We start from the raw sequence: 26718 nt of genomic DNA, 5'->3' as shown, positions 1-26718 counted from the left end.
CGGAGGGCCGCCGTCCTGCCCACTGAGACGGGGGCGGGCTCAGCTCTCGCCGGGGCCCTCCGCCAGCACCTTCCCGATGGCCGACCGGACGAAGGCGCGGGTCAGCCTGCCCCTTCTGAAGCGGCTCAGCACCGGGCGCGGCGTGCCGTACCGGCGGGCGCGCACGTCGGCCAGGACGGCCTCCGGCGCGCCCATCCCGGCCAGCACGTCCAGGGCCTCCCGCTTGGTGATCAACCGGCCCTCCCGCAGCGTGACCGAGGCCCTGGCGACGGTCAGCAGGCCGAGGTCCACCCAGACGTCCCGCAGCCAGCGCCGCCGCCCTCGGGTCTTGTCCAGCCAGAACTCGCGCAGGTCCGTACGGACGAAGTCGGCCAGCACGGCGTCGGAGACGGCCGGCAGGAGTTCGGCGGGCGGCGGCCCGTGCAGCACGAGCGGGGCCGTGTGCAGCTCGCGGCGGGTCACCGCCGTCACCGGACGGCGGAAGATCTCCTCGTGGGCCCACGTCACGTGCTCGACCCGCGGGTCCGCCAGCTCCTCCAGCGGCAGGTAGGAGCAGTGGAGGAGGTCGGCGAGCGGCAGGCCGAGCCCGCGGTGCAGCCCCTTGATCCGGCGCCACTGCTCCATCGTGACCGGTGTCTCGACCACCGCGATCAGGTCGAGGTCGCTGCGCCCCGGCTGGTAGTCGCCGGCGCCCAGCGAGCCGTGCGCCCACAGTGACACCAGGGGCACGATCTCGCCCACGCCGTCTCGGAACCGCCGGAGCAGGACGTCTGTGGCCGCATGCATGATGTCCACTATGATCCATTCCCGGCCGTCCCGGAAGATCACCGGGGCGGGCCGTCAGGACGTGCTGAACAGAGCGCTCACCGACTCGCCGTCGTGGATCCGGCGCATGGCCTCGGCCAGTGCCGGCGCGATCGACAACACGGTCAGCTTGTCACTCGGCTTGGGCGGCGGCACGGTGTTCGTGCAGACGATCTCCATGACCTCGGGGAACGCGCTCAGCCGCTCGATCGCCCCGCCCGCGAACAGCCCGTGCGTGCACGCCACCCGGACGGAGTTGACGCCCTGCTCACGCAGCCGGCCCAGCAGCTCGATGACCGTGCTGCCCTTGGCGATCTCGTCGTCCAGGATGATCACGTCCTTGCCGGCGACCTCGCCGATGACCGAGCTGATCACCACGCGGTCGTCGGCGAAGCGCTGCTTGGCGCCCATCGCGACGCCCGTGCCGAGCAGCCGGGCGAAGTGCGCCGCCTCCTTGGCGTTGCCCAGGTCGGGGGAGACGACGACGGCGTTCGACAGGTCGTGGCGGCGGAAGTGCGCGGCCAGCTCGCGCAGCGCGTGCAGGTGGTCGACCGGCACGCTGAAGAAGCCGTGCACCTGCGGCGAGTGCAGCGTCATGGCCAGCACCCGGTTCGCGCCCGCGGCCACCATCAGGTCGGCGACCAGGCGCGCGCCGATGGAGATGCGTGGCGCGTCCTTTTTGTCTGATCTGGCGTAGGCGTAATGCGGCAGCACCACGGTCGTCCTGGCCGCGGACGCGCCGCGCGCCGCGTCGATCATGAGCAGCAGCTCGACCAGGTTCTCCTGCGTCGGCGGCACCAGGGGCTGGATGAGGAACACGTCGCGCTCGCGGCAGTTGGCCTGGAGCTGCACCTCAAGCGCGTCGTTGGCGAAGCGGGCGACCTTGACGGGGTGGAGCGGGGTTCCGAGATGGGAGCAGATCTCCTCGGCCAGCTCGGGGTGGGCGCTGCCACTGAAAACCGTGATGTCTCGCACGATTCCCAAAGGATAGCCTCACGGGCTCACGTAGTGGTGGAGCAGGGCGGGTTCGCCCGCGGCGTTGAGCCATCGAGCGCGGGTGCTGCCGACGCGGCGCCAGCCCAGCCGCTCGTAGAGCGCGACGGCCGCCCGGCCCTCGTCGGAGACCTCCAGGACGACGGGCGTTCCTGCGGCCTTCCGCACGGTGTCCAGCAGCACGGGAGCCAGCCCGCGGCCCCGGGCGGCGGGCACCACGAAGAGCCGGGTGACCTGCGGGCCCTCGTCGGTGCCGGCCAGGCCCACGTGGCCGAGCACCTGGCCCTCCTCGACCGCCACCCAGGCGCGCAGGAGGTCGCCCGGAGTCAGCCAGCCCTGCGGGTCGGCCGGCCAGTCGACGGGGTAGCGGTCGGCGGCGTGCACCAGGGCCAGGGCGTCGGCGCAGGCGTCCAGGTCGGCCGGCGTCCGCAGGCGGACGCCCATGCCGCCGGTCGTCACGTCAGCGCCTCGACCGTGAGCGCGTCGAGGTCGGGCAGGACCTGCCAGGCGAGAGCGAGGGCGTCGTCGTCGGGCGGGTAGCCGGGATGCGGCACGGCGATCACCCGCATGCCGGCCGCGTGCGCCGAACGCAGCCCGTTGCTGGAGTCCTCGACCGCCACGCAGTCCTTCGGGTAGATCTCCAGCCGCCGGGCGGCCTCCAGATAGCCGTCGGGGGCGGGCTTGCCGCGCGCGACCTCCTCCGTGGAGACCGTCGTCACGAAGTACTCGCGCAGCTCGGACGCGTCCAGCACCACGTCGATCAGCCGCCGCGGCGACGAGCTGGCCAGGCCGAGGGTGAAGTGCCCGGCCAGCCGGCGCACGGCCTCGCGGGCGCCCGGCAGCAGCGGCACGCCGTCCTGGTAGCGCTCGGCCATCTGGTCGACCACGCCCTCGGCGATCTCGTCGGGCGTCAGGCGCACCCCCAGCTCGTGCAGGTAGGCCGCCCACTCGCCGGTGCTCATGCCCATCAGCCTGGACTGCGTGTCGGGCTGCCAGGTGCCGCCGTGGTCGGCGACGAAGGCGCGCCGCACCTGCTCCCAGACGGGTTCGGAGTCGACGAGCACGCCGTCGAGGTCGAACACGCACGCTTCCATGACCACCCCCGATGAGATCAGCCTGGAACCACCCAATCACACCGTCCGAGTCGCTACGCCGCCGCTCCCTGTCCTTATTGCCCGAGTTTCATGCTATTGGGGCTGGTTGTTGAGCTACGAGCGTCCATTCAGGGGCATGCGAGCAGACATGGCAGACCTTCCATTTCATGACACGGGCGACTTCGAGGACGCCGATCGCGGCTTCATCGCGAAGTTGACCCCCGCCGTGGTCAAGTCGAGAAGCGGCGAGGTCGTCTGGGACAACGACTCCTACGCCTTTCTCAACGCCGAATGCCCCGAAACCGCTCATCCCAGCCTGTGGCGGCAGAGCCAGCTCTGCGCCAAACAGGGCCTGTACGAGGTCGCCGACGGCATCTACCAGGTACGCGGCCTGGACCTGTCGAACATGACCCTGGTCGAGGGCGACGTCGGCGTCATCGTCATCGACCCGCTGGTCTCCACCGAGTGCGCCGCCGCCGCGCTCGCGCTCTACCGCCGCCACCGCGGCGACCGGCCGGTCACCGGCGTCGTCTACACCCACAGCCACGTCGACCACTTCGGCGGCGTGCGCGGCGTCACCGACGGCAACGTGCCGATCCTGGCCCCCGCCGGCTTCATGGACCACGCGGTCTCCGAGAACGTCTACGCCGGCCCCGCCATGAACCGCCGCGCCGGCTACATGTTCGGCCTGGCCCTGCCGCACGCCCCGGACGGCCAGATCGGCTGCGGTCTCGGCATGACGTCCTCGACCGGCACCACGTCCCTCATCCCGCCCACCGTGGACGTCAGCCGCACCGGCCAGGAGGAGATCGTGGACGGGGTGCGGATCGTCTTCCAGCTCACCCCCGGCACCGAGGCCCCCGCCGAGATGAACTTCCTCTTCCCCGACCGCGACGCCCTGTGCCTGGCCGAGAACGCCACCCACAACCTGCACAACATCCTCACGCTGCGCGGCGCCCAGGTGCGCGACGCCCGCGTCTGGGCCCGCTATCTGTCGGAGACCCTCACGCTGCTCGCCGACCGGGCCGAGGTCGCCTTCGCCTCCCACCACTGGCCGACCTGGGGAAAGAGCAACATCGTCCGGTTCCTCCAGGAACAGCGAGACCTGTACGCCTACCTGCACGACCAGACCCTGCGCCTGCTCAACAAGGGACTGACCGGCGCCGAGATCGCCGAGCAGATGCGGGTGCCGCCCGCGCTGGAACAGGTCTGGCACACCCACGGCTACTACGGCTCGGTCAGCCACAACGTCAAGGCCGTCTACCAGCGCTACCTCGGCTGGTACGACGGCAACCCCGCCCACCTGTGGGAGCACCCGCCCAGGGAGAGCGCGATCCGGTACGTCGAGTGCATGGGCGGCGGCGCGGCCGTCGTGGCCTTCGCCCGCCGCTACATCGAGGAGAACGACCTGCGCTTCGCCGTCCAGCTGCTCAACCACGCCGTCTTCGCCGACGAGGGCAACAAGGCGGCCAGGGACCTGCTGGCCGAGGTCTACACCCGGCTCGGCCAGGGCGCGGAGAACGGGACGTGGCGCAACTCGTACCTGACGGGGGCCATGGAGCTGACCGACGGCATCGCCCCCACCCGCGTCACCACCACCTCGCCCGACCTGCTCGCGGCCCTGACCGTGGAGCAGATCTTCGACTCCCTCGCCATCCGCGTGGACGGCCCCAAGGCCTGGCACGAGAGCCTGTCGATCGACTGGCACCTGACGGACCTGGGGGAGCTGTACCGCACCACGCTGTCCAACGGCGTGCTCGTCCAGCGGCTGAACCCGCCGGAGGAGCCCGTGGACCTCACGCTCCGCCTCACCAGGGCCCAGCTGCTCGGCCTGCTGGCCGGCAAGGGCGTGGAGGGGGTGGAGCGGGAGGGCGACATCACGGCGCTGCAGCGGCTGGTCGCGGTGCTCGACTCACCGGCCCGCGACTTCGCCATCGTCACCCCCTGAGCCGCCGACTCCACTCCGCGACTCCACTCCGCGCGCCATCGACCCACGAGCGTCTGTCCCCGTGAGTCACTGAACCCCGGCGCCCTCAGCCGGGCACGCCGCGCGTCGGTCCCGCCCATGCGGCCCTCGGGGCACACGGGCGTCGCGGACCGGCTCTCAGAGTTTGTACAGCTTGTTGAACGGCGTCGTGATCCGTTCCTGCCGGGATCCGAAGTCGACCAGTACGGCGACGTCGTCCTCCACACCGATGACGACACCGAGGCCGAATCGGTCGTGGCTCACCCGGTCGTGCATGTCGAACTGCTCCGCGGGTGGCGCCGGAGGCGGCGGTTTGAAGGGACTTGTGGGCAGGTGACGACGAGAATCGCCGCTGGCTCGCTTCATCTCCTCCAGTATGCGCCCACCGGGTGAATACTTTGTGGCGTTCACACCTGTATGGACTCGGCGCGTGAGCGCGGGACCGTCGTCGTGGGCAGCCGTACGAACCGCAGGAAGGCCGGCAGCAGCCACGGACGCCGCCCCCAGACCGCCACTTTGCCCGTGAGCGCGGCCCGCGTCCTGGACATCCGGCCGAACAGCAACAGGTTCAGCGCCGCCGGGTCGAACCGCACGTGCGCGTCCACCTGCGGCCCCACTTCGGCCACCGACACCCGCCCGTTCTCGAGCGCCAGCGCCGCCGGCGCGGTGTGCGCGGAGTGGAACCCGACGGTGATCCGGCGGGGCGGGGCGGGCGTCCCGGTGTCCATCAGGCGTCCGTAGTCGTTCCTGATCATCCCGATGAGGAACAGGTCGAAGAACAGCCCGGCGTCCCGCGCGGGCACCGACCAGGGGGTACGGGTCGCGCGGGCGATGTCCCAGCCGTGCAGCAGCAGCTCGTTCAGCAGGTGGGCCAGCACGCCCGCGACGGGCACCCGCGCGTCGCCCAGCCACGGGACCGGCGTCGCCGGATCGGCCTCCGCGCCGGCGCGCAGGATCTCCCGGACGTCGCCGCGCAGCCGCTCGGCCAGGGCGACCGGGTCCCGCTCGGGGAAGTGCTCGAACGCCAGCTCGTTCAGGGCGCTCACCGTGTCGACGTTCGCGCCGAGTATCGGCTCGGCGAGCTCCGGGAAGGGCGTGGTCACGTCGCCGCGCACCACGCAGGTGTAGAGCGAGGCGATCGCGGTGACGTGGGCCGCGGTCTCGGCGACGGTCCACTCCCTGGTCGCCATGGCGTGGGGATCGACGATGGAGACCAGCTTCGCGAACCGGTCGGTGGCCGCCTTGAGCGAGCCGCGCACCGACGCCCATTTGCCGTACGTGATGAGCTCGTCCATGTTCTCTCCAGAGGTCCACGATCACGCTAACCCGGGTGACCTGGGCGGTCTTCTCCGGAAATGCTCCTCTGGGGCCGTCGTGGGACCGTCCCGGGCGAAAAGCGGTGGCGTCGCAGGACGCGGTGGCAGTTCACTTTCAGCACCCATCCTGATCAGAGGGAGCCTCATGATCGTTATCTCGGCGGCGTCGGGCGCGCTCGGCCGTCTCGTCATCGACCGGCTGCGCACCAGGGCGGACGTCGTCGCCGCCGTGCGCGATCCCGCCCGCGCGCCCGAGGGCGTCCCGGTGCGGCGGGGCGACTACGACGATCCGGCGAGTCTGCGCACGGCGTTCGAGGGCGCCGCCCGCCTGCTCCTGATCTCCTCGCCGGAGCTCGACCCCGGCCGCCGGATCGGCCACCACCTGGCCGCCCTCGCGGCCGCCGCGGACGTGGGCGTCGGCGCCGTCGTCTACACCAGCTTCCTGGACGCCGACACTGTCGCCACCGGCATGACCGAGGCCCACCACGCCACCGAGCAGGCCCTCCTGCGCAGCGGCCTGCCGTGCACGATCCTGCGCCACCCGTTCTACAGCGACGCGTTCGTCCCCCGGGTCTCGGGCGGTGAGCTGACCGGGAGCGGCGGAGGGCGCGGCCTGAACACCGCGTTCCGGTCCGACCTGGCCGAGGCGGCGGCCAACGTGCTGACCGGCGACGGCCACGAGGGCCGCGCCTACGACTTCACCGGGCCGCTGTGGACCCACCCGGAGGTGGCGCGGGCGCTGGGCGTGCCCTACCGCGAGGTCCCCGACGCCGCCCCCGGCCCGATGGCCTGGCTGAACGCCCGGATCCGCGCCGGCGCCCTGGAGAGACAGACCCCCGACCTGGAGAACATCCTCGGCCACCCCGCCCGCACGATGCTCTCCCACCTCCACGCCACCCTCTGACCGCAGCGGTCGTGTTGACAACCGGCTGTTAAAAGTGTTGATCATCTTGAGTTCGGCGGGGTAGCGTCAGCCCTCGGCGGCGATCGTATGTTCGAAAAGCCGTTACCCCCCGAGCAGAGTGGAGAGGGCCAGATGAAGACAACGCTGGGCGTGTTGGCCACCGGCCTCCTGGTTTCCGGCCTCATGGCCGCGCCCGCCGCCGGATCGGTCGCCACGGCGAGCTACCCGTTGACGGTCACGCAGACGTCCGCTGTCGAGGTGGCCGCGTTCTGGCTGGGCAACGGCGGCGCCAACCTGGCGAACGCCACCCCCTACGCCGTCCAGACCGACATCGACAAGGTCATCCTCAGCGGTTCGGCCGTTGCCGACGGCAAGCCCGGCACCGTCCCGCCCGTGCTCCCGCCCGACGGCGCGGGAAGCGCCGGCAAGGGGCCCGTCAGCTCGGGCAAGGTGTTCTTCGTCGGCGCCGACGGCCTGCCGCACTGGTGCACCGGCACCGCCGTGCAGTCGCAGTACCGCAACGTCGTGGCCACCGCCGGCCACTGCGCCTACGAACAGCAGTACGGCGGGGGGCTCGGCAAGTGGGTCTTCGTCCCCGGATACTCCGCCGGCGCCGCTCCGTCCGGCCTCTACGTCGGAAAGCAGCTCTTCACCCACTACGACTTCCCCGCGTACGGCGACTACGACCGCGACTACGCCTTCGTCACCGTCTACAACGGCGTCACCTCCTCTCCCACGGGCGAGCTGACCGACACCGGCAGGCTGGTCGACCAGGTCGGCGGACAGGGCCTGGCCTGGAACCAGCCGCTCGACTCCTCGGTGGACGTCTTCGGCTTCCCGGCCGGCGTCCACCCGGACGGCTCCCACCCGCAGCCGGGCGACACCCTGGAAACCTTCTCGGGACGCACGTCCGCCGCCCAGGCGCCCAGCCTGAAGGCCGAGGAACTCGCCGCCGTCGATTCCCCGTTCCCCGGTGAGGGCTCCCTCGGCTCCTCCTGGCTGCTGCGCTACGACAAGACCGGGCGCGTGGGCCACCTCAACGCGATCACCATCAGCGTCGCCGACACCGACGGCGACCTGCGCTACGACAAGAGCTTCTCGCCGTACTTCGACGGCGAACTGCGCGAGGTCTACTCCGACGCGGTCACCCAGTGGAGCGGCTCCATCATCCTGCCGTAGGAGAAACGCCCGGGCCCTGCCGATCCGCGGGGCCCGGTGGCGGCGAAAGCGGGCTGCGGGATACTGCGATGTGCATCCTGAAGAGCAAGCCCACGAGCTGGCGAGCCGCGTCCACGTGGCTCTGCGGGACGGCGGCCTCGACGCCCGGACCGTCCTCGAACTGGCCTCCCTGCTGGAGGAATGGGGCCTGAGCACTGCGACCACGCGGGAGCTCCTGGAGTCCTCCGCTGCCCGGCTGAACGGTGCCGACCTGGCCCATCTGGGGGAGGGCCTTCTCAACGACATCGACTTCCGGCCGGGCTTCACCCTCGATCCCCAGCTGTGGGCGACGCTGGAGCAGGCGCTGAAGATCGTGGAACGCGACGTCCGAGCAGGCGGGATCACCGGCCCGCTGCGCCTGATCACCGACCCGTCGCGCGGCCGTCACGACGCGCAGGTGGAGTTCGAGGGTTCCTACCACGGCAACGGGATCCCGCCGGAAGCGGGCAGCGACGCACAGACAGCGCTGCTGTCTCTCGCCGAGGCGGTCCAGGAGACCGTCATGGAACTCACCTGGACGGTGTGGCCCGTCTGTCCCGTGCACGATCGTGGGCTGCACGTCGGAGGGCCGGACCGCGGGCCGGTCTGGTGGTGCGCCGTCGATGGAGGGCATGTCGTCGCCCTGGTCGGCGAACTGTCCTGAGTACGACGGGCCGGGGACGCCGTCCTGCTCGCCGGTGAGTTGCGGGGGCTTGTGTGTAGGGTCGGGGGCCGTGGGTGGTGACTGGCGGGGGGACAGGGTCGGCAGTGCGTTGGCGGGCCGGAACCCCACGGTGCTCAGGCGGCTGGACGCCGGCTTCGCCGTGATCGGTGACACGCAGTTCCTGCCGGGATACTCGGTTCTCCTGACGGACGAGCCCGGCGTGCAGCGGCTGTCCGACCTGCCCCGGGCCAGGCGGATGGCCTTCCTGTCGGACATGGAGCTGCTCGGCGAGGCGGTCGAGCGGGCCTGCGGCGCGCTGGACCCGGCGTTCCGGCGGGTCAACCTGGAGATCCTCGGCAACACCGACCCGTTCCTGCACGCTCACGTCTGGCCGCGGTACGACTGGGAACCGGAGCACCTGGCCAGCCGGCCGGTGTGGCTGTATCCGCCCGACAGCTGGACCGACCGGCGATTCGCCCTCGGCCCGCGGCACGACCCGGTGCGTGCGGAGATCGACCGGCGACTCGGTGTGCTGTACGCGGCCCACGGGGCTCAGGGCAGCGCCGGCGGCTGAAGCGGGGCCCCGGGACCGGCCAGACCTATTCCGAGGCGTGCGGAAGGGCGGCGGTGAGGAGCTTCAGGAGCTCGGGGGCCAGGGCGGGGCTCGTCGCGATGGTCGCCCGGGAGGCCATGTCGTGGGGGCTGCCGTCGAGGTCGACCACCAGGGCTCCGGCCTCGCGGGCGATGACGACGCCCGCCGCGGTGTCCCACGGGTTGTTGCTGAGCATGACGCTCGCGTCGACCTTGCCGTCGGCCACCCACACGAGGTCGATCGCCGCTGAGCCGAGCATCCTGACGCGCTGGACTCGCGCGGCCAGTTCCTGGGTCAGGGCGAAGCGGGGACGGTTGCGTTCCGCCGCGTCCGCGCCCACCGCGTAGTCGCCCAGGGCGACGACGGCGTCCTGAAGTTCCGCGGCGCCGCTGACCTGGACGGGCGAGCCGTTGGCCGTCGCGCCGGCGCCTTGGGCGGCCGAGTAGCGGACGCCGAGGAACGGCAGGCCGACGACGCCGAGCAGCGGCACGTCCCCGTCGACCAGGCCCAGGGAGACCCCGCACAGCGGGATGCCGTGCAGGAAGTTGGCCGTGCCGTCCACGGGGTCGAGCACCCAGGTCAGGCCCTGGCCCGGCCGGCTCGCGCCCTCCTCCTCGCCGAGGAAGCCCAGCTCGGGCGTCTCCTTCGAGAGGAACTCGCGTACGGCGTGCTCGACGGCGTAATCGACCTCGGTGGCCATGTCGCGGTCGCCCTTGGCGGTGACGACGCCGGGCGCCCGGGTCGTGATGATCTCGCCGGCGATCGACGCGGCCCGCTCGGCGACGGGCAGCAGCGTCCGGACGTCGATGGTCATGCGGGCCGTCCTAGGGCAGTTCGGGACGCGTCAGGGCCTTGGCGAACGGCTCTCCGGTGGCCCGCGCGTGCGCCATCCGCGCGCGGGCCGCGCCGAGCGTGCGCGGCCGGTAGCCGGGCCCGCCGCAACAACTCTTGTGGAAGCCGACGCCCGCGTGCAGCAGCAGCGACAGCACCCGCCAGGCCGCGGTGTCGCGCCGCCGGGGAGCCGCGAAGGCGGAGCCCACGTGGATCAGCGGCTCGCCGCACCGCGGGCACGACCGGCCCCGGTCGCCGGGCAGCGGGTAGGGCTGCTTGTACGAGGCCCGGCACGGCAGGCAGACGAACGACGTCTTCGCATGACCCATGCGCCCAGCCTAGCCCCCGTGACCGGCCGGACGCCGGGCCCGGCCGGGTCGTGAACGGCCGGCCGCGGCTCCTGACGCCGGGAGCCGCGACCGGCCGGAGTCCCGCCGACCCTCCCCCCATCCAGCAGAGCGACCGCAGAGGGAAGGGCATGGCCCGGCGGGGGTGCGGGGGCTAGTTCTCCTCGTACGGGGCGGGCGGCCGGAGCAGGTCGCAGCCCTCGAAGACCTGCTTCTCGGCGGCCGAGCCGGGCTTGACCTGCTCGAACCCGGCCGGCATCTCCTCACCCTTGGTGACGGGCTGCCAGACGCCGCCCTTGCGCAGACACTGCGCCCACGCGGCGAACTTGGCGTCCTCCTCCGGCGTGGCCGGTTCGGAGCCGCCGAGCAGCGCCGAGTCCCACTCCTTGCACGCCTTCATGGCGGCGTCGAGCTTGGCCTGGGTGACCTTGGTGACGGCGCTGGTGTCGAGGTCCTGCCCCTTGACCGGGTCCGGGATGTCGATCCCGTTCTCCCGCATGCATCCGGCGAACTTCACCGCGGTCTCGTGCCAGGTCGGTTTGCCGGAGTCGGGCGCGGGGCTGGACGAGCTGGCGAGGCTCTGCGTCCCGCACGCCGCGCTCAGGGCGAGGACGGGCAGGGCGGCCAGGACGGCGAGACGCCGCTTGCTGATCAACACGGTTTCCTCCAATGGAATCGGCTGGCGGTCAACACCGTGGCCCGCCGTTGTGAGGAGGCCGTCCGCTCCATGTCATGAACGTGTAATAGCTTCCGAAGGCGCACAAACCGGCACGCCAGGCCGCCGATACTGGAACGCATGGCCCGTGTCTTGCTGATCGAGGACGATCCCCACGTCAGGGACGCTCTGACGCTCGCCCTCAAGGGCCGGGACCACGAGGTGCGATCGGCGGCGTCCGGGGAGGAGGGGCTGGACCGGCTGGCCCGCTTCGCCCCCGACGTGGTGGTGCTCGACCTCATGCTGCCCGGCATCGACGGGTTCGAGGTGTGCCGTCGCATCCGTGCGACCACGTCCACCTCGATCGTGATGCTGAGCGCGCGGGGCGACGACTTCGACGTGGTCGGCGGGCTGGAGGCGGGCGCGGACGACTACGTGGTCAAGCCGGTGCGCCCGCAGGTCCTGGAGGCCCGGATCAGGGCGGTGCTGCGCCGTACGGACGGTGTGCCCTCGCCCGTGGAGAGGTACGGCGGGTTGTGCGTGGACCGCTCCTCCCTCACCGTGAGCAGGAACGGCCGGCAGGTCGCGCTGCCGCCGATGGAGTTGCGGCTGCTGCTGCACCTGTCGGCCACACCGGGCCAGGTCTTCAACAGGCAGCAGTTGCTGGAGTCGGTGTGGGAGCACGACTACCTGGGCGACTCGCGGCTGGTGGACGCCTGCGTGCAGCGGCTGCGGTCCAAGATCGAGGAGGTGCCCGCCGAGCCGAGGTACGTGCAGACCGTGCGCGGATTCGGCTACCGCTTCGGGCCGGTATGAACTGGCTGCGGGGGTTGCGGGTCCGGCTGGTGATCACGTTCGTGCTGGTGGGCGGGCTGAGCGCGGTGGGGGCCGCGGGGCTGACGTACTACAAGGCGCGCACCAACCTGCTGGCCGGGGCGCAGGACCGGTCGCTGAAGGACTTCAGGAACCGGGTGCTGCTGCTGTCCCGCGACGTGGCGCTGCCCGCCGGCGACGAGGAACTGGCCCTGCTGGCCGAGGGCCTGGAGATCGGCGACCGCAAGGTCTACGTCGTCAGGGACGGCGCCGTGCCGGGCGACGCCCGCGTCACCGCCGAGCTGCGCGCGACCGTCCTGCGATGGCCGGAGCTGGCCTGGCAGCGGGTGCAGCGCGACGGCGTGCCGTACCTCGTGGCCGGCAGCAGGGTCATGCTCCGCGCCGGCGGCACGCCGTCGGGGATCAGCGTCTACCTCGTCGAGTCGCTCGGGCAGGCCGCCTCCGACGAGACGGCCGTGCTGCGCGCCGCGCAGGCGGCGGCCGTGCCCGTCGTGCTGCTGGCGGTGCTGGCCGGGCTGCTGGCCGCGCGCGGCGTCCTGCGGCCGGTCGCCGACCTGGACCGGGCGGCCCGGCAGCTGGGCGAGGGACGGCTGGAGACCCGCCTGCCCGTCCACGGCGGCGACGAGCTGGCCCGGCTGGCCGGACGCTTCAACGAGACGGCCGCCGCGCTGGAACGTTCGGTCGGCGAGCTGCGCGAGATGGAGGCCAGGTCACGGCGGTTCGTCGCGGACGTCTCCCACGAGCTGCGCACGCCGCTGGCCGCCGCCACCGCCGTCACCGACGTCCTCGAAGCGGGCGCCGCCCGGCTGGACGCCGACGCCGGAACCGCCGCCAGGCTGATCACCGCCGAGGTCGCCCGGCTCAGCGCGCTCGTCGACGACCTGATGGAGATCTCCCGCTTCGACGCCGGAGCCGCCGCGCTCAACCTCAACGACGTGGACGTCGGCGCCGCCGTCGCGGCCTGCCTGCGGTCCCGCGGCTGGAGTTCCGACGTCATCGCGGACCTGCCGTCCCCGGACGTCCGGGTTCCCCTCGACCCGCGCCGCCTGGACGTCATCGTCGCCAACCTCGTCGGCAACGCGCTGCGGCACGGCGCGCCGCCCGTCGCCGTCCGGGTGCGCGCCACCGGCCGGGCGGTCGCCGTCGAGGTCTCCGACCAGGGGCCCGGCCTGCCCGCCGACGTGCTCCCGCACGTCTTCGAGCGCTTCTACAAGGCCGACGTCGCGCGCGCCCGCTCCGAAGGCAGCGGCCTCGGCCTGGCCATCGCCCGCGAGAACGCCCTGCTGCACGGCGGCGACCTCACCGTCGCCCCCGGTCCTGGCGCCGTCTTCACCCTCACCCTGCCGAGGAACCGTCCGTGAGAGCCTGGCCGCTCGCCCTGATCCTGACCGCCTGCACGGCCTGCGGAGTCGGCCCCACCGACGTGATCCGCGCCGGAGAGGCGCCCCGCGGCTTCGTCCAGGGCACCACCCTGTACTTCGTGCGGCATGGCCGGCTCGGGCCCGTCACCCGCCCCGAGGGCCCGCTGCCGGCCGCCGAAACCGTCGTGCTGCTGACCGGCGGCCCCACCGCGCAGGAACGCGAGCGCGCCTTCGTCACCAGCCTGCCGAAGAGCCTGGCCGTCCGGGTGACCGGCGACGCGTTCGTCCTGGGGGCCTCGACATCCCGGCTGCCGCGGATGGCGACCGGGCAGCTCGTCTGCACGATCGCCGCCGCCACCGCCGCCGAGCGCGGCGTGGAGGTGGACGACGTACGGGTGACCGTGCCGGGCAAGGGGCAGGCCCGCTGCGCCGACTTCACCTGACCTCCACACTACGTAACGGATTAGTCACTCAAACGACTATGGTCACGAAAAGTGATCACTCGACAGCATTGAGTCTCCCGAAGAGTGGAGGCAGATGTGGCCAGCGAGTTCCAGCGCAAGAAGGTCGGCGGAGTCTTCCGGGCGATGGACGTCGACGGCGACGGCCGGCTGACCCAGGCCGACTTCCAGGCGCTCGCCCACCGCTGGTCGGCCCTCGCCGGGCCGGCCGGCCCGGAGCGGCTGACCTCCGTCATGACCGGCTGGTGGCCGGTGCTCAGGGCCGCCTCGGGCGGCGACGCCGGCGTCTCCCTCGACCAGGTGCTCAGCGTGGTCGACGTGCTCGGCGCCATGACCGACGCGGTCACCGGCACCGCCGACGCGATGTTCGAGGCCATCGACCTCAACGGCGACGGCCATCTCTCGCGCGAGGAGTTCCGCCTCCACTGGACCGAGTTCTGGGCCGGCGACGACCCGGACGCCCCCGGCTCGTACGTGTTCGGCGCGCCTCCCGAATGACCTCAAGGCCGGAAAGGCGGCCCCGCCGGCAGGAGCAGCGCCGGGGGCAGCACGTCGCCGTCGGCGAACGGCCGGCGGCCGACGAGCTCCTCGGCGGTCCGGCCGGGCACGCCGGCCCCGCGGAGCACCTCGACGGCGTGCCCGGCCGGCAGCAGGTCGAGCCAGCGCAACATGGCCGCGCGGTGGGCGTCGGCGTCCAGCTCGCCGTGCACCCTGAGCCGGGCCAGGCCGCCGTCGGGGAAGACGTCCAGGCGGACGTGCGTCACGGGCGCGGCCGACACCGGGCGCAGGAAGTGCCGGGTGTCCGGCTGCAACCGGGTCTTCGGGATCAGCTCGAACCACTCCGCGTCCAGACCGTCCACGTCTGAATGGCCCGCGTCGGTTCCGCTCAGCGAGGCCCAGCCGGCCGCGTTGCCGACGAAGTACGACGTGTCGATCTCCACCCGGCGCACCCGCCCGCGGCCCGCCAGCCGGACCGTCACGTGGTCGTTGCCGCCGTCGCGGCGGCGGGCGTTCTCCCAGCCGTCGCCCATGATCCGGGCCCGGCCGGGCAGCAGCAGCTGCACCGGCGAGGAGTAGAACGTGTCGGAGCAGGCCACCACGTTGCCGCCGTGCTCCAGCGCGGCCAGGTCGATCGTGCCGTCCAGCAGGCGCGGGTCGGGCACCGGCTCGCCGTGCACCCGGAACCGGGCCACCCCGCCGTCGGGGTAGATGCTCAGCCGCACGTGCGTCCAGCGCCGCCGGTCCGCGACCTCGAACGCGTTCTCGGCGTCGCCCCTGATCGCGCTCTTCCCGACGATCGTCTCCCAGTTCGCCCGCTCCAGCTCGGCCGGTGACGGCGCGCCCTCGACGCCGGCCGCCTCCACCGAGGCGTACGGCGGGTAGTTGCCCTTGAACCAGGCGGTGTCGATCACCACCCCGCGCACCACGCCGGGCACGCCGAGCCGGACGATCGCGTAGTCGTTCCCCGGCTCGCGCCGGCGACGGGTCTCCCAGCCGTCGTACACCTTGCCCTTGTGGCCGAAGTCCTCCGTCGAGAACGCGGCGGGGCCGGGCTTGATCAGGTTCTCCCGCTCGGCGAACAGCTCGTCGTTGGCGTGCACGACACTGCCGGCCAGCGCGCGCGAGGCCAGGTCCGGGAAGTGGGTGAAGGTCATGCTTCTCCTCGGGTGAGCAGCCGGCCCCGCGGCGGGCCGTCGATGTCGATGCGTTCGCCGCGCAGCCAGCTTCCGCGAACCACGCCGGCGAGCGTGCGGCCGTGGTAGGGCGTCACGGGGTTGCGGTGGTGCAGCCGGTCCTTGTCGGCCACGAACAGCTCGTCGGGCGCGAACACGCAGAAGTCGGCCTGGTGGCCCGGCGCGATCCGGCCCTTGCCGGACAGCCCCGCCACCTGCGCGGGGCGGCCGGCCATCCAGCGCGCCACGTCGGTCAGCGGGTGGCCGCGGCGCCTGGCCTCGGTCCACACCGCGGACAGGCCGAGCTGCAGCGACGCGATGCCGCCCCAGGCGAGGCCGAAGTCGCCGGTGTCGAGCCGCTTGAGCTCCGGCGTGCACGGCGAGTGGTCGGAGACGACGCAGTCGATCGTGCCGTCGGCGAGCCCCCGCCAGAGCGACTCGCGGTTGGCCGCCTCGCGGATCGGCGGGCAGCACTTGAACAAGGTGGCCCCCTCGGCGATCTCCTCGGCGCTGAACGTCAGATAGTGCGGGCAGGTCTCCACGGTGATCCGCACACCGTCGTCCCGGGCCGAGCGGATCATCGGCAGCGCGTCCGAGCTGGACAGGTGCAGAATGTGTACCCGGCAGCCGGTCCGGCGGGCCAGCTCGATGACGCGGGCGACCGCGAGGTTCTCCGCGCCGCGCGGGCGGGAGCGCAGGAAGTCGCGGTAGCTCGCGCCGCGCGCGGGCGGCGCGTGCTCGATCACCTGCGGGTCCTCGGCGTGGACGATCATCAGCGCGTCGAACGACCGCAGCTCGCGGAGCGCGTCCGCCAGCTCGGCCGGCTCCAGGGGAGGGAACTCCGGCACGCCCGAGTGCAGCAGGAAGCTCTTGAACCCGAACACGCCCGCGTCGTGCAGCCCGCGCAGCTCGCGCAGGTTGCCCGGCACCGCGCCGCCCCAGAAGCCGACGTCCACGTGCGCCTGCCCGCGGGCGGTCGCCCGCTTCACCCGCAGCGCCGCCGCGTCGGTGGTGGGCGGGACGCTGTTCAGCGGCATGTCGACGATCGTCGTGACGCCGCCGGCCGCGGCCGCCCGGGTGGCGCTCGCGAACCCCTCCCACTCGGTCCGTCCGGGGTCGTTCACGTGCACGTGGCTGTCCACCAGGCCGGGCAGCAGCACCTCGTCGTCGCCGAGCCGGACGACCTCGGCGGCCGCCAGGTCGGCCTCCAGCGGTTCGACCGCGACGATCGTCCCGTCCCGCACGCCGATGCTGCGTGCCACCTCTCCCGCGTCGGTGACCACGCGACGGGCCCGGAACAGCAGGTCCAGCCGGGCCATCAGGCGACACCTCCATGGCTGCGCCGTCCCGCGCGGACCGGCCCGGCGACGGCCGCGGCCCCGCCGGTGATCGGCCACCCGGTCACGGTCTTGGGGCGCGGCGTCCCGTACGTGCGCACCTTGCTCGTGGTGAGGCCGAGCCGGACGAGCCCCTCGGCGAGCGCGACCGCCGCGGCCACGCCGTCGACCACGGGCACCCCGGTGGCCGCGGTGATCTTCCGGTCGAGTCCCGCCATGCCACCGCATCCCAGGCAGATCACCTCGGCCCGGTCGCCGGTGACGGCCTCCCGGGCCTGGGCGACGATCGCCTCGACGGCCCGGCCGGGATCCTCCTCCAGCTCCAGGACCGACAGCCCGCTGGCCCTGATCGACGCGCACCGGCCGGCCAGCCCGGCGAGCCGCAGCCGGTCCTCGATCTGCGGCACGGCGCGGTCCAGCGTGGTGACCACCGAGTACGTACGCCCGATCAGCATCGCGACCTGCGCGGCCGCCTCGGTGATGTCCACCACGGGGACGTCGAGCAGCTCCTGCAACCCCTCGCGGCCGTGCTCGCCGTACCCGGCCTGGATCACCGCGTCGTACGGCTCGTCGTAGCGGACGACCCGGTCCATCACGGCGACCGCCGCGAGGTAGCTCTCGAAGTTCCCCTCCACCGACTCCGGCCCGAACGACGGGGTGAGGGCGACGATCTCGACCCCCGGCGAGGCGTGCGCCGCCGCCTGGGCGCGGATCGTGTCGGTCATCGACCGGGTGGTGTTCACGTTCACGATCAGGATGCGCACGTCAGCCACCCGCCCCGGCGCGCATGGCGCGCAGCTCGGACGGCGTGACCCCGGCCAGGGCGCCCAGCTCGGCCGCGCCGATCGCGCCGCAGTCGAGGCCCCGGGCGAGGAACCCGGCCATCGCGCGGACGGTCGCCGGCTCGTCCAGGAAGCCGGACGTCCGGCGTTCGCGATAGCCGCGCAGCCGGGCGGCGGCGGCCGGCAGCCCCTCCCTGAAGAAGGAGTGGACGGCGGCGTACCGGCTCGGAAGCTGCCCGGGATGCAGGTCCCAGCCCTGGTAGAGGCCGCCCTCCAGGGCGCGCAGGACCAGGCGCGCGTGCAGCCGCCAGGCGGCGCGGACGGCGTCGCCGTCGCCCACCGGCAGCACGTTGCTCGACCCGTCGCAGACGCGTACGCCGGTGCCGGCGGCGGCGACCTGCATCACCGCCTTGGCATGGTCGGCGACCGGATGCTCCGCGCTCTGGTACGCCGCCGACACCCCGAGCGCCGCCGAGTAGTCGTAGGTGCCGTAGTGCAGGCCCGCGCAGCGCCCGGCCGCGGCGCGGATCATCGACGGCAGCGGCGAGACGCCGTCCGCGCCGAGTATCGCCTGCGGCGTCTCCACCTGGAGCTCGAACCGCAGGCTCCCGCCCGCCAGCCCGTACGCCGCCTCCAGCCGTCCGGCGGCCAGCGCCATCGCCTCCACCTGCTCGACCGAGGTCACCTTCGGCAGCGTGACGACGAAGCCGCCGGGCGGCGGTCCGAGGGTCTCCAGGAAGATCGCCAGGGTGCGCAGGCCGCGCCGCCGGGTCGGCGCCTCGAAGCTCTTGAACCGGATCCCGCAGAACGGCGAGCCGGCGCCGGCGGCGGTGGCCTCGGCCAGGGCCTTCGCGGCGGTCCTGGCGGCGGCGTCCTCGTCGGCGTCCGGGCGGTGGCCGTAGCCGTCCTCGAAGTCGATCCTGAGGTCTTCGACCGGTTCGCGGGCCAGCTTGGCCCGGACCTGGTCGTACACCTCCGCCGCCGTGCGCGGCGGCAGGCCGAGCGCGTCGGCGAACTCCGTGGCGGTGCGGCCGTGCTCGGCCAGCGCCGCCAGCGCCCGCCGGCCCCACGCCGGTACTGTGTCCGCCGTGTAGCGGTCGGCCGGCACGTACACCGTGTGCACCGGCTGCCGGGTGGCCGGCTCGCCGGGGTAGGCCGTGCGCAGCCGCTCGTCCGCGGCGGCGAGCCGGACGTCGAGCTCGGCGGCGAGCCCGGACAGGAAGGTCGCGTCGGTCATGAGCCGTCCTCGACGACGCGGAAGGACGCCGGGAACAGCAGCGCCGGGTCGCGGCGCAGGTGGTCGCGCTCGGAGTAGGCGGCCTTCATCGTCTCGAAGTAGCTCTGCGCGCGCAGCCGCATCGACTCCTCGTCCACGCCGGGAATCGTCCGGTCGCGCATCACCGGCCGGCCGTCGATCACCACGGTGGACACGTCGGCGCCCGTGCAGTTCATCAGCATCGTCCTGATCGGGTCGTCGACCGGGCCGGTGCGCGGGCCGGAGAGGTCCACGACGACCAGGTCGGCCTTGGCGCCGGGGGCGAGCCTGCCCAGGTCGTCCCGGCCCAGCGCGCGGGCGCCGCCAAGGGTGGCGGCCCGGTAGTAGTCGGCGGCCGAGCCCGCGTCCAGCCGTCCGGTGACGAGTTTGGCCAGGTTGTTGCCGTAGTCCATGTTGCGGATCATGTCGGGCGGGAAGGAGTCGGTGCCCAGCGACACCGTCACGCCGGCCGCCCGGTAACGGTCGAAGTCGCGCAGCGCGTCGCCGTACCTGACGAAGGTGAGGGGGCAGTGCACGATCCCCGCCAGCGCCGCGAGCCGGTCCGGCGATCCCTCGAACGGCGTGCCGGGATCGCCGAGGTACAGGGCGTGCGGCACGAGCAGCCGCGGGCCGAGCAGGCCCACCTCGGCCAGCACGTCCAGGGGGTGCCGGTCGTACCATTCGCGCAGCAGCCGCAGCTCCGTCAGCCCCTGCATGCAGTGCAGGCGCACCAGGCAGTCGAGTTCCTCCGCGGCCTGGGCGGTGGCGCGCAGCAGGTCGAGGGTGACGGTCTCGATGCGGCACGGCAGCAGCGCACCCCGGATCCGGCCGTCGTGGGCGCCGTCGACGTCCCGGACGAAGCGGACGGCGTCGGCGAGCCCCCGCTCACCGAGTCCGGGCTCCCAGTGCACGTCCCGGCCGCCGTCGGCGCGCAGCACCGGCACGCCCGAACGGTAGGACGGCCCCAGGTACATGCGCAGGCCGAGCCGCCCGGCGATCTCCACGACGCCGGCCAGCTCCTCGTACGACTCCGCCCACGCGCTGTGCGTCTCGGCGGCGATCGGCATCGCGGTGGTGATGCCGTTGCGGATGAGCTGGGTGAGCGCGTACTCCCGCATGAAGAGCGTGTCCTCCGGCGGGAAGACGGCCCGGCGCCGGTTGACGGCGTAGTCGTGCGACCAGTTCAGCCCGCTGGAGTCGGCGTGCCAGGTGTCGAGGACGGCGTGGTCGATGTCGGCCAGCGCGTCCAGGTCGATGAAGCCGGGCCCGACGATCGCCTCACCCGCGTCGATCACCTCCTCGACCGGCCCTTCGTAGGAACGGCCGACGTGGACGATCCGGTCGCCGTCGTAGACGACGCACGCGTCGCGGTGGATGACGTGGTCCTCGCCGTCGAAGCCGATGACGAACGACGCCCTGATCAGCGTGCTCACTGTGTGTTCCTCCGGGTCGGCTTCCATCCGGGCCTGGGCACGGCGGCCAGCAGGGCGCGGGTGTACTCCTCCTGCGGCTCGCGCAGCAGGGTGCGGGTGGCGCCGCGTTCCACGACGCGGCCGTGCCGCATCACCACGGCCGTGTCGCTGATCTGGTTCACCACGGCCAGGTCGTGGGAGATGAAGACGTAGCTGATCGAGCGCCGCTCGCGGATGTCGGCGAGCAGGTTGAGTATCTGCGCCTGGATCGACACGTCGAGCGCGGCGACCGCCTCGTCCAGCACCAGCACCCGCGGCTCCACCGCCAGGGCGCGGGCGATGGCCACGCGCTGGCGCTGCCCGCCGGACAGCTGCCTGGGCAGCATCGCCGCGTGCCGTTCGGCCAGGCCCACCGATTCGAGCAGGTCCAGCGCCTTCTTCCGGCGCTCGGCGGAGGTGAGCGGGAAGTGCAGGGCAAGGCTGGTCTCGACGACGTCGCCGACCCGCTGCAGCTTGTCCAGCGACGAATAGGGGTCCTGGAAGACGATCTGGATCTCCCGTGCCCGCCTGCGCCGCTCCGTCGCCGAGACCCGGCCCGCCGCCCGCGGACGCCCGCAGACGCTGATCGTGCCGCTGGTGGGCGTCTCCAGGCCGAGCAGCATGCGGGCGACGGTGGTCTTCCCCGACCCGGACTCGCCCACGACGGCCAGCGACTCGCCCTCGGCCACGGTGAAGGAGACCTCGTCCACCGCGGTGGCCGGGCCGTACACCTTCCGCAGCCGCTGCGCTTCGATCACGCTCATGCCGCTTCCTCCGCTCTCATGCCGTCTCCTCCGCTCTCAGGCAGGCGACGCCGCGGACGGACGGCGGCCGGCTCTCCCGGCAGCGCGGCTCGGCCAGCTCGCAGCGTGGCGCGAACGCGCAGCCGTCCTCGGCCTCGAAGGCCGCCACGGGCCGTCCGGGGATCACCGGCAGCCGGTGCGCGGCCTCCTCAAGGCTCGGCCGCGACCTCATGAGGCCGCGGGTGTAGGGGTGGCGCGGCTCGCCGTCGAGGTCCTCCACGATGCGGCCCGCGTACATCACCGCCAGCCGGTCGCAGGTCGCGGCGGCCAGCTCCAGGTCGTGGGTGATCAGCAGCATGGCCATGCCGCGCTCGCGGCGCAGCTCGTCCAGGATGGCCATGACCTCGGACTGGGTGGTCACGTCGAGCGCGGTGGTCGGCTCGTCGGCCAGCACCAGGTCGGGCTCGACGGCCAGGACGGAGGCGATCATCACCCGTTGCAGCAGGCCGCCGGACAGCTCGTGCGGGTGCTGGCGCAGGCGCCGCTCGCCGTCGGCGATGCCGACCTCCTTGAGGAGCTGGACGGCCCGCGCCGACGCCTGCCGCACCGGCATCCGCAGGTTGTGCACCATGGCCTCGGTGAGGAAGTCGCCGACGCTGCGGACGGGGTTGATGTGCGCCCGCGGATCCTGGAAGACCATCGCGATCCGCCTGGCCCGCAGCAGCCGCAGCGCCCGGCCCGAGGGCACGTCGGCGCCGTCGAAGACGATCCTGCCGGTCACGCGGGCGCCCGGCGGGGTCAGGCCGATGACCGCGCGGGCGGTCATCGACTTGCCCGAACCGGACTCCCCGACCAGCCCGACGGCCTCTCCCGCGCCGATGGTCAGGTCGACGTGCTCGACCAGCGTCCGCCAGCCTCGTTCGTACGGCACGGCCAGACCGAAGCCCTCCAACGTCAACAGGCTCACGACTGCCTCCCCAGGCGATCGCCCAACAGGTTCACCGCGGCCACCACCAGCGCGATCAGCAGGCCGGCGCTCAGCGCCTCCAGCGGCTGGCCGCGCATGGCGCTGTCCAGGCCGCTCTTGACCATCAGCCCCCAGTCGGCGGTGGGCGGCTGCACGCCCAGCCCGAGGAAGGAGACGGCCGCGACGTCGATCACCGCGAAGCCGAGCGCCGAGACCGACTGCGCGACGATGATCGGCCGCAGATTCGGCAGCAGGTGGCGCAGGCAGATGGCGGTCGCCGACCGGCCCTGCACCCAGGCGGCGGCCACGTACGGCAGGCTGCGCTCCCGCAGCGCCGCGCTGCGCACCACCCGGGCCACGTACGGCGTGTACGCGACCGCCAGGCCGATCACCACGCCGGGCACGCCGGGACCGAGCACGGCCACGGTGACCAGCGCGAAGACGATGCCCGGCACGGAGAACAGCACGTCCAGCAGGCGGGAGACGACCGCGTCCACCTTGCCGCCCGCCCAGGCGGCGACGATCGCCAGCGTGGTCCCGGCGGCGCTCGCGACGCAGATCACCAGCACCGGGGCGAGCAACGTGGTCCGCGCGCCGTACATCAGCCGGGACAACACGTCCCTGCCCAGGACGTCTCCGCCCAGCGGATGCGCGACGGAGGCGCCGCCCAGCGCGTTGAACAGGTCGGGCTGGTCGGGGTCGTAGGGCGCGAGCAGCGGCGCGAGCAGGGTGATCGCCACGACGACGGCCAGCAGGACGGCGGCGGCCACGCCCAGCCCGCCCAGGCGGCGGGTCACTGCCGCGACAGGCGCGGGTCGAGAGCGGAGTAGCACAGGTCCACCACCAGATTGATCAGGACGAAGGCGGTGACCAGCACGAGCACCACCGCCTGGACGATCGCGAAGTCGCGTTGCAGGATCGCGCGGACGAACAACGAGCCCAGACCGTCCAGGGCGAAGATGCTCTCCACCACGACCGAGCCCGCGATCAGCCCGGCGACGTTCAGGCCGACCACGGTCACCACCGGGATGGCCGCGTTGCGCAGCACGTGCCTGCGGACGATGTGCCCCTCGGCCAGGCCGCGGCTGCGGGCGGTCTCCACGTGCTCGCGGCCCAGCTCCTCCGACACCGAGGCCCGCGTGATGCGGGCGAGGAAGGCGGCGCTGGCCAGGCTGAGCGTGATCGCCGGCAGCGTGAGGTGGTGGATCCGGTCGCCGAACCCGTCGCCGGGCCCGAAGACCGGGAACCAGCCGAGTCCCAGCGCGAAGACGATGACGAGGATCACCCCGACCACGAACGGCGGCGTGGCCAGGAACACCGAGGAGACCAGGCCGACCAGCCCGTCGGCCCGGCCGCCGCGCAGCGCCGCCAGCAGGCCCATCGCCACGCCCCCGGCCACGATCAGCAGCGTCGCGTAGACCACCAGGAAGACGGTCGTCGTCGCCCGGGACGCCATCAGCGCGGAGACGTCCTGCCGGTAGACCAGGGAGGCGCCGAAGTCGCCCGTCACCGCGTCGCGCAGCCAGGCGGCGTAGCGCAGCAGGAACGGATCGTCCAGGTGGTACTGCGCGCGGATGGCCGCGACCTGCTCGGGGGTGCCGCTGCGGTTGCCGAGCAGGAACGCCATGGGCCCGCCGGGCACCAGGTAGAGCAGGCCGTACACCAGGAAGGAGGCGACCAGCAGGACCACGATCAGCCCCGCCAGCCGTTTCGCCAGGAACCTCATGCCGCGCCGAGCCCCGCGGCCCACGGGTAGTACAGGTAGGGGAAGGAGGCGACCGCTCCGGTCACCCGCTTGTTCATGTAGAGGATCACCGGCAGGTTGTTCAGCGGCATCCACGGCACGTCGGTGGTGACCTTCTGCTGGATCGCCGTCACCAGCCCCGCCCGCTCCGCCTCGTCGTAGGCGGCCCGCGCCTTGGCGATGTCGGCGTTCACGGCCGCGTAGTCGTTGAAGTTGGTACGGCCGCCCGCCAGGAAGACGGTGTAGATGTCGAGCGGGTCCGGCACGTTGCCGTACCAGGTGGAGAAGAAGGCGTCGATGCCCTCGCGGGCCTTGGGGTCGCTGTAGAGGTTCCCGTACTGCTCGACGGGGATCACCTTGATCTCGATCTTCAGGCCGAGCGCCTCGCCGGTCGCCTTGATCAGGTTGGCGGTCTGCTCGTGGACGGCCGAGCTGCCCTGGATCCCGATGGTGATCGTCTGGGTGGGGGAGCCGGCCTCGGTGAGCAGCTGCTTGGCCTTGGCCAGGTCGGGCGTCTCCGGCGGGATCGCGTCGTGGGCCTTCTGGAAGGCGTCCCGCTGGTATCCCCAGTACTCGGCGCCGGCGAGGGTGCGCTGCGGCATCGCCGTCCCCTGGAAGACCACCTTGGAGATGGCCGCCCGGTCCAGTGCCAGCGACAGCGCCTGGCGGACCTTCGGGTCGGCGTACGGGCCGGACTTGGCGGCGCCGAGCAGCGTCCAGAAGGTCAGCGACTTGCCGAGCGTGACCGAGCCGGTCGGCGACTGCTGGAGCTGGCCGAGCCCCGCCGGCGGCAGGTAGAAGTACTGCCCGTCCACCTCGCCGGAGCGCAGCGCGTTGATGGCGGTGGTCTCGTCGGCGATGAACCGGAAGACCAGTTCCTTGGTCTTCGGCCGCAGCGCGGGGTCCCAGTAGGCGTCGTTGCGGGTGATCGTCAGCGCGTCGCCGGACTGCCAGCTCCCGTACTTGTACGGGCCGGTGCACATCACCCCGCCGGTCGGCGAGCCCAGGTCCTTCTTGCCGGCGTACTCGGCCGACACGATCGCGCCGGCCGCGGTGGCCATCGCCTGGTTGAACAGCACGTCGGGCTGCTTCAACGTGACGGTGACCTGCATCGGCCCGGTCGCCTTGATCGACTGCACCGTGTGGAAGTAGTCGCCCCACCAGGTGCCGAGCGCGGGGTCGAGGTGGCGGTTGAGGCTGGCCGCGACGTCCTCGGCGGTCAGCGGCGTGCCGTCCCAGAACTTCACGCCGTCCCGGATCGTGTAGACCCACGTGGTCGGGGTGGGGTTGTCGGCCTTCTCGGCCAGGCCGGGCTGGATGCCGAACTCGGGGGTCAGCCGCAGCAGGCTCTCGCACATGTTGGCCAGCACGGTGTTCTCGGCGTAGTTGAACGACCTGATCGGGTCGACCGTCTGCGGCTCGTACGGCAGGTTCCACGTCACCTTGTCCAGTTCCCCGGTGGCCGGGGCGGTGACGGTCTTGAGCTCCAGCTTGGGCGCCTCGCCCGAGCCCTGCTGCTGTTGTTGCGGTGCTGCGGCCTGCTGGCCGCATCCGGCCAGGGCCACCGCTAGTGCGGCGGCCACCGGTAGGGCTCGACGGATCATCAGGAGGACCTTTCGCGAACGCGTCCGTTGCGGACGACGAACTGGGGGATGGGCTTGTCCACGACCGCCTGGGCCATGGACTCGGCGCGTACCAGGAGGAAGTCGGCGGGATCTCCGGGCTGGAGCCGGGCCTGCTCCAGGCCCAGCAGGGCGGCGCCCCCGTGCGCCGCGATCTCGTAGCACCTGGCCAGCTCCTCGTCGGTGCGGGCGTCGGTGCGGTAGGCGAGCAGGTGGGCGCGGTTGATCATGTCGCCGTCGCCGAACGGCGTCCACGGATCCCGCACCCCGTCGGATCCGAGGCCGACCAGCACCCCGGCCTCGACCAGCGGCCCGACCGGCAGCACCGGGTCGGCGCCGAGCGCGCAGGTGGTCAGCGAGACCTTCGCCTCGGCCAGCGTCTCGGCGAGGTCCGCGCGGTCGGCCAGGCAGAAGGCGTGGCTGACCGTGGTCGGCACGCCGCTGGACCTCGCCCTGCGGGCGATCTCCAGCACCTGCGCGACCCCTTCGTCGCCGCTGTCGTGCAGGTGGATGTCGAGCGGGACGGTGTGCCGCTCGGCCAGGCCGTACAGCAGGTCGAGGTGGCCGTGCAGGTCGCCGTCGATGCCTACGGGGTCGAGCCCGCCGAGGATGTCCGCGCCCTCCTTGAGCGACTGCTCCATCAGCTCCGCCGTGCCCGGCCGCGACAGCAGCCCGAGCTGGGGGAAGGCGACGATCTGCACGTCCAGCAGGCCGGCGCGGGCCTGAGCGGCCTCCCGTACGCCGTGCACGTTGCTCAGCCCGTACACCGGGGCGACGTCCACGTGCGCCCGCCAGGCCCGGGTGCCGCGGGCGATCGCGTGGTCCATGAGCGCCAGGGCCCGCGTGGCGACCGGGGCGGTCATCTCCGCCCGCGCCGCGACGTCGCCCTCGATCAGGTCGCGCAGCGTCCCGGCCGGGGTGCGGCTCACCCAGGGCTGGCCCCAGGTGGTCTTGTCGGGATGGACGTGCGCGTCCACCGGGGCGGGCAGGGCGAGCAGTCCGCCCGCCGCCACCACCTGGCAGCCTTCCGCCCGGCGTTCCAGCGGGACGACGCGACCGTCTTCGATCAGGACATCGTGGGGGCGTACATCGGTGAACAGAATCTGAGCCATACCGGCTGATCCC

At 72.7% G+C, this 26718-nt stretch carries 29 protein-coding genes; 9 read left to right on the top strand and 20 right to left on the bottom strand.

What is annotated here, in order from left to right:
• Positions 1-39: 39 nt before the first annotated feature.
• From ACIBK9_RS01265 to ACIBK9_RS01250, 4 genes are read right to left on the bottom strand one after another with little or no spacing between them, the layout of a single operon-like run.
• Entirely contained in the window at positions 40-786 is a 747-nt protein-coding gene (locus ACIBK9_RS01265; protein ID WP_397154265.1) for a nucleotidyltransferase domain-containing protein, read from the bottom strand.
• Positions 787-840: 54 nt separating this feature from the next.
• Positions 841-1779 (bottom strand): ribose-phosphate diphosphokinase, encoded by a 939-nt coding sequence (locus ACIBK9_RS01260; protein WP_387679652.1) that lies wholly within the window; start codon positions 1777-1779, stop codon positions 841-843.
• Positions 1780-1797: 18 nt separating this feature from the next.
• Positions 1798-2256 carry a GNAT family N-acetyltransferase gene (locus ACIBK9_RS01255; protein ID WP_397154263.1) on the bottom strand — a complete coding sequence of 153 codons (459 nt, stop codon included), beginning with the start codon at positions 2254-2256 and terminating at the stop codon, positions 1798-1800.
• Positions 2253-2879: an HAD family hydrolase gene (locus ACIBK9_RS01250; protein ID WP_397154261.1), complete on the bottom strand. Its 627-nt coding sequence runs from the start codon at positions 2877-2879 to the stop codon at positions 2253-2255. Before ACIBK9_RS01250 ends, ACIBK9_RS01255 begins: the two co-directional genes overlap by 4 nt.
• A 160-nt stretch (positions 2880-3039) precedes the next feature.
• On the opposite strand from ACIBK9_RS01250, the gene ACIBK9_RS01245 reads away from it, so the two are divergent.
• Entirely contained in the window at positions 3040-4839 is a 1800-nt protein-coding gene (locus ACIBK9_RS01245; protein WP_352355665.1) for an alkyl sulfatase dimerization domain-containing protein, read from the top strand.
• Between the two features lie 156 nt (positions 4840-4995).
• Here ACIBK9_RS01245 and ACIBK9_RS01240 read toward each other — a convergent pair whose 3' ends face one another.
• Entirely contained in the window at positions 4996-5223 is a 228-nt protein-coding gene (locus tag ACIBK9_RS01240; protein ID WP_352327393.1) for a hypothetical protein, read from the bottom strand.
• Between the two features lie 41 nt (positions 5224-5264).
• Positions 5265-6152, bottom strand: a complete 888-nt coding sequence (locus tag ACIBK9_RS01235; RefSeq protein WP_397154259.1) for a maleylpyruvate isomerase N-terminal domain-containing protein — start codon at positions 6150-6152, stop codon at positions 5265-5267.
• A 166-nt stretch (positions 6153-6318) separates the two neighbouring features.
• Here ACIBK9_RS01235 and ACIBK9_RS01230 point away from each other — a divergent pair, with 166 nt between their 5' ends.
• From ACIBK9_RS01230 to ACIBK9_RS01215, 4 genes are all read left to right on the top strand, one after another.
• Positions 6319-7077: an NAD(P)H-binding protein gene (locus tag ACIBK9_RS01230; protein WP_397154257.1), complete on the top strand. Its 759-nt coding sequence runs from the start codon at positions 6319-6321 to the stop codon at positions 7075-7077.
• A 132-nt stretch (positions 7078-7209) separates the two neighbouring features.
• Positions 7210-8256: a trypsin-like serine peptidase gene (locus ACIBK9_RS01225; protein ID WP_397154256.1), complete on the top strand. Its 1047-nt coding sequence runs from the start codon at positions 7210-7212 to the stop codon at positions 8254-8256.
• Positions 8257-8326: 70 nt separating this feature from the next.
• A complete protein-coding gene (locus tag ACIBK9_RS01220) occupies positions 8327-8938 on the top strand; it encodes a hypothetical protein (protein WP_397154254.1) in 612 nt (203 codons plus the stop codon).
• Between the two features lie 130 nt (positions 8939-9068).
• Positions 9069-9512, top strand: a complete 444-nt coding sequence (locus tag ACIBK9_RS01215; RefSeq protein WP_397154252.1) for a diadenosine tetraphosphate hydrolase — start codon at positions 9069-9071, stop codon at positions 9510-9512.
• A 25-nt stretch (positions 9513-9537) separates the two neighbouring features.
• Here ACIBK9_RS01215 and ACIBK9_RS01210 read toward each other — a convergent pair whose 3' ends face one another.
• The 3 genes from ACIBK9_RS01210 to ACIBK9_RS01200 all read right to left on the bottom strand — a co-directional run bounded on the left by ACIBK9_RS01210 (position 9538) and on the right by ACIBK9_RS01200 (position 11366).
• Positions 9538-10344, bottom strand: a complete 807-nt coding sequence (locus tag ACIBK9_RS01210) for an inositol monophosphatase family protein (RefSeq protein ID WP_397154250.1) — start codon at positions 10342-10344, stop codon at positions 9538-9540.
• 10 nt (positions 10345-10354) lie between these two features.
• A complete protein-coding gene (locus ACIBK9_RS01205; protein WP_397154249.1) occupies positions 10355-10690 on the bottom strand; it encodes a hypothetical protein in 336 nt (111 codons plus the stop codon).
• A 172-nt stretch (positions 10691-10862) separates the two neighbouring features.
• Positions 10863-11366, bottom strand: coding sequence for a hypothetical protein (locus tag ACIBK9_RS01200; RefSeq protein WP_397154247.1), 504 nt, complete (start codon positions 11364-11366; stop codon positions 10863-10865).
• Between the two features lie 138 nt (positions 11367-11504).
• Between ACIBK9_RS01200 and ACIBK9_RS01195 the strand changes: the two genes are divergently transcribed.
• The 4 genes from ACIBK9_RS01195 to ACIBK9_RS01180 all read left to right on the top strand — a co-directional run bounded on the left by ACIBK9_RS01195 (position 11505) and on the right by ACIBK9_RS01180 (position 14517).
• Positions 11505-12179, top strand: coding sequence for a response regulator (locus tag ACIBK9_RS01195; RefSeq protein ID WP_397154246.1), 675 nt, complete (start codon positions 11505-11507; stop codon positions 12177-12179).
• Positions 12176-13558 (top strand): ATP-binding protein, encoded by a 1383-nt coding sequence (locus ACIBK9_RS01190; protein ID WP_397154244.1) that lies wholly within the window; start codon positions 12176-12178, stop codon positions 13556-13558. The genes ACIBK9_RS01195 and ACIBK9_RS01190 overlap by 4 nt, the downstream gene beginning before the upstream one ends.
• Positions 13555-14001, top strand: a complete 447-nt coding sequence (locus ACIBK9_RS01185; RefSeq protein WP_397154242.1) for a hypothetical protein — start codon at positions 13555-13557, stop codon at positions 13999-14001. Before ACIBK9_RS01190 ends, ACIBK9_RS01185 begins: the two co-directional genes overlap by 4 nt.
• A 96-nt stretch (positions 14002-14097) precedes the next feature.
• Positions 14098-14517: an EF-hand domain-containing protein gene (locus tag ACIBK9_RS01180; RefSeq protein WP_397154241.1), complete on the top strand. Its 420-nt coding sequence runs from the start codon at positions 14098-14100 to the stop codon at positions 14515-14517.
• Between the two features lie 2 nt (positions 14518-14519).
• On the opposite strand, the gene alc is transcribed toward ACIBK9_RS01180, so the two are convergent.
• Genes alc through ACIBK9_RS01125 form a run of 11 tightly spaced genes read right to left on the bottom strand, consistent with a single transcriptional unit; the run spans position 14520 to position 26705 of the window.
• Positions 14520-15674, bottom strand: coding sequence for an allantoicase (gene alc / locus ACIBK9_RS01175; protein WP_397154239.1), 1155 nt, complete (start codon positions 15672-15674; stop codon positions 14520-14522).
• Positions 15671-17011, bottom strand: coding sequence for an allantoinase AllB (allB, locus tag ACIBK9_RS01170; protein WP_397154237.1), 1341 nt, complete (start codon positions 17009-17011; stop codon positions 15671-15673). Before allB ends, alc begins: the two co-directional genes overlap by 4 nt.
• Complete coding sequence (locus ACIBK9_RS01165; protein WP_397154236.1) at positions 17011-17793, bottom strand: aspartate/glutamate racemase family protein; 783 nt, start codon at positions 17791-17793, stop codon at positions 17011-17013. Before ACIBK9_RS01165 ends, allB begins: the two co-directional genes overlap by 1 nt.
• Before the next feature lies 1 nt (position 17794).
• Positions 17795-19048 carry a DUF6986 family protein gene (locus ACIBK9_RS01160; RefSeq protein ID WP_397154234.1) on the bottom strand — a complete coding sequence of 418 codons (1254 nt, stop codon included), beginning with the start codon at positions 19046-19048 and terminating at the stop codon, positions 17795-17797.
• Positions 19045-20499 carry an amidohydrolase family protein gene (locus ACIBK9_RS01155; protein WP_397154232.1) on the bottom strand — a complete coding sequence of 485 codons (1455 nt, stop codon included), beginning with the start codon at positions 20497-20499 and terminating at the stop codon, positions 19045-19047. The genes ACIBK9_RS01160 and ACIBK9_RS01155 overlap by 4 nt, the downstream gene beginning before the upstream one ends.
• A complete protein-coding gene (locus tag ACIBK9_RS01150) occupies positions 20496-21281 on the bottom strand; it encodes an ABC transporter ATP-binding protein (protein WP_397154231.1) in 786 nt (261 codons plus the stop codon). Before ACIBK9_RS01150 ends, ACIBK9_RS01155 begins: the two co-directional genes overlap by 4 nt.
• A gap of 16 nt (positions 21282-21297) precedes the next feature.
• Positions 21298-22227: an ABC transporter ATP-binding protein gene (locus ACIBK9_RS01145; RefSeq protein WP_397154229.1), complete on the bottom strand. Its 930-nt coding sequence runs from the start codon at positions 22225-22227 to the stop codon at positions 21298-21300.
• Positions 22224-23024, bottom strand: coding sequence for an ABC transporter permease (locus ACIBK9_RS01140; RefSeq protein ID WP_387679601.1), 801 nt, complete (start codon positions 23022-23024; stop codon positions 22224-22226). The genes ACIBK9_RS01145 and ACIBK9_RS01140 overlap by 4 nt, the downstream gene beginning before the upstream one ends.
• Positions 23021-23953 carry an ABC transporter permease gene (locus tag ACIBK9_RS01135; protein WP_397154227.1) on the bottom strand — a complete coding sequence of 311 codons (933 nt, stop codon included), beginning with the start codon at positions 23951-23953 and terminating at the stop codon, positions 23021-23023. The genes ACIBK9_RS01140 and ACIBK9_RS01135 overlap by 4 nt, the downstream gene beginning before the upstream one ends.
• The gene (locus ACIBK9_RS01130; protein WP_397154225.1) at positions 23950-25575 is read right to left on the bottom strand and encodes an ABC transporter substrate-binding protein; all 1626 of its coding nucleotides are present in this window, start codon (positions 25573-25575) and stop codon (positions 23950-23952) included. The genes ACIBK9_RS01135 and ACIBK9_RS01130 overlap by 4 nt, the downstream gene beginning before the upstream one ends.
• On the bottom strand, positions 25575-26705 hold the full coding sequence (locus tag ACIBK9_RS01125; protein ID WP_397154224.1) for an amidohydrolase family protein: 1131 nt from the start codon (positions 26703-26705) through the stop codon (positions 25575-25577). The genes ACIBK9_RS01130 and ACIBK9_RS01125 overlap by 1 nt, the downstream gene beginning before the upstream one ends.
• Positions 26706-26718: the final 13 nt, after the last annotated feature.

This window comes from Nonomuraea sp. NPDC050227, assembly GCF_044459705.1.
Taxonomy (GTDB): domain Bacteria; phylum Actinomycetota; class Actinomycetes; order Streptosporangiales; family Streptosporangiaceae; genus Nonomuraea.
The sequence above is the reverse complement of the archived record's forward strand: the minus strand, read 5'-3'. Positions and strand labels throughout refer to the sequence as shown.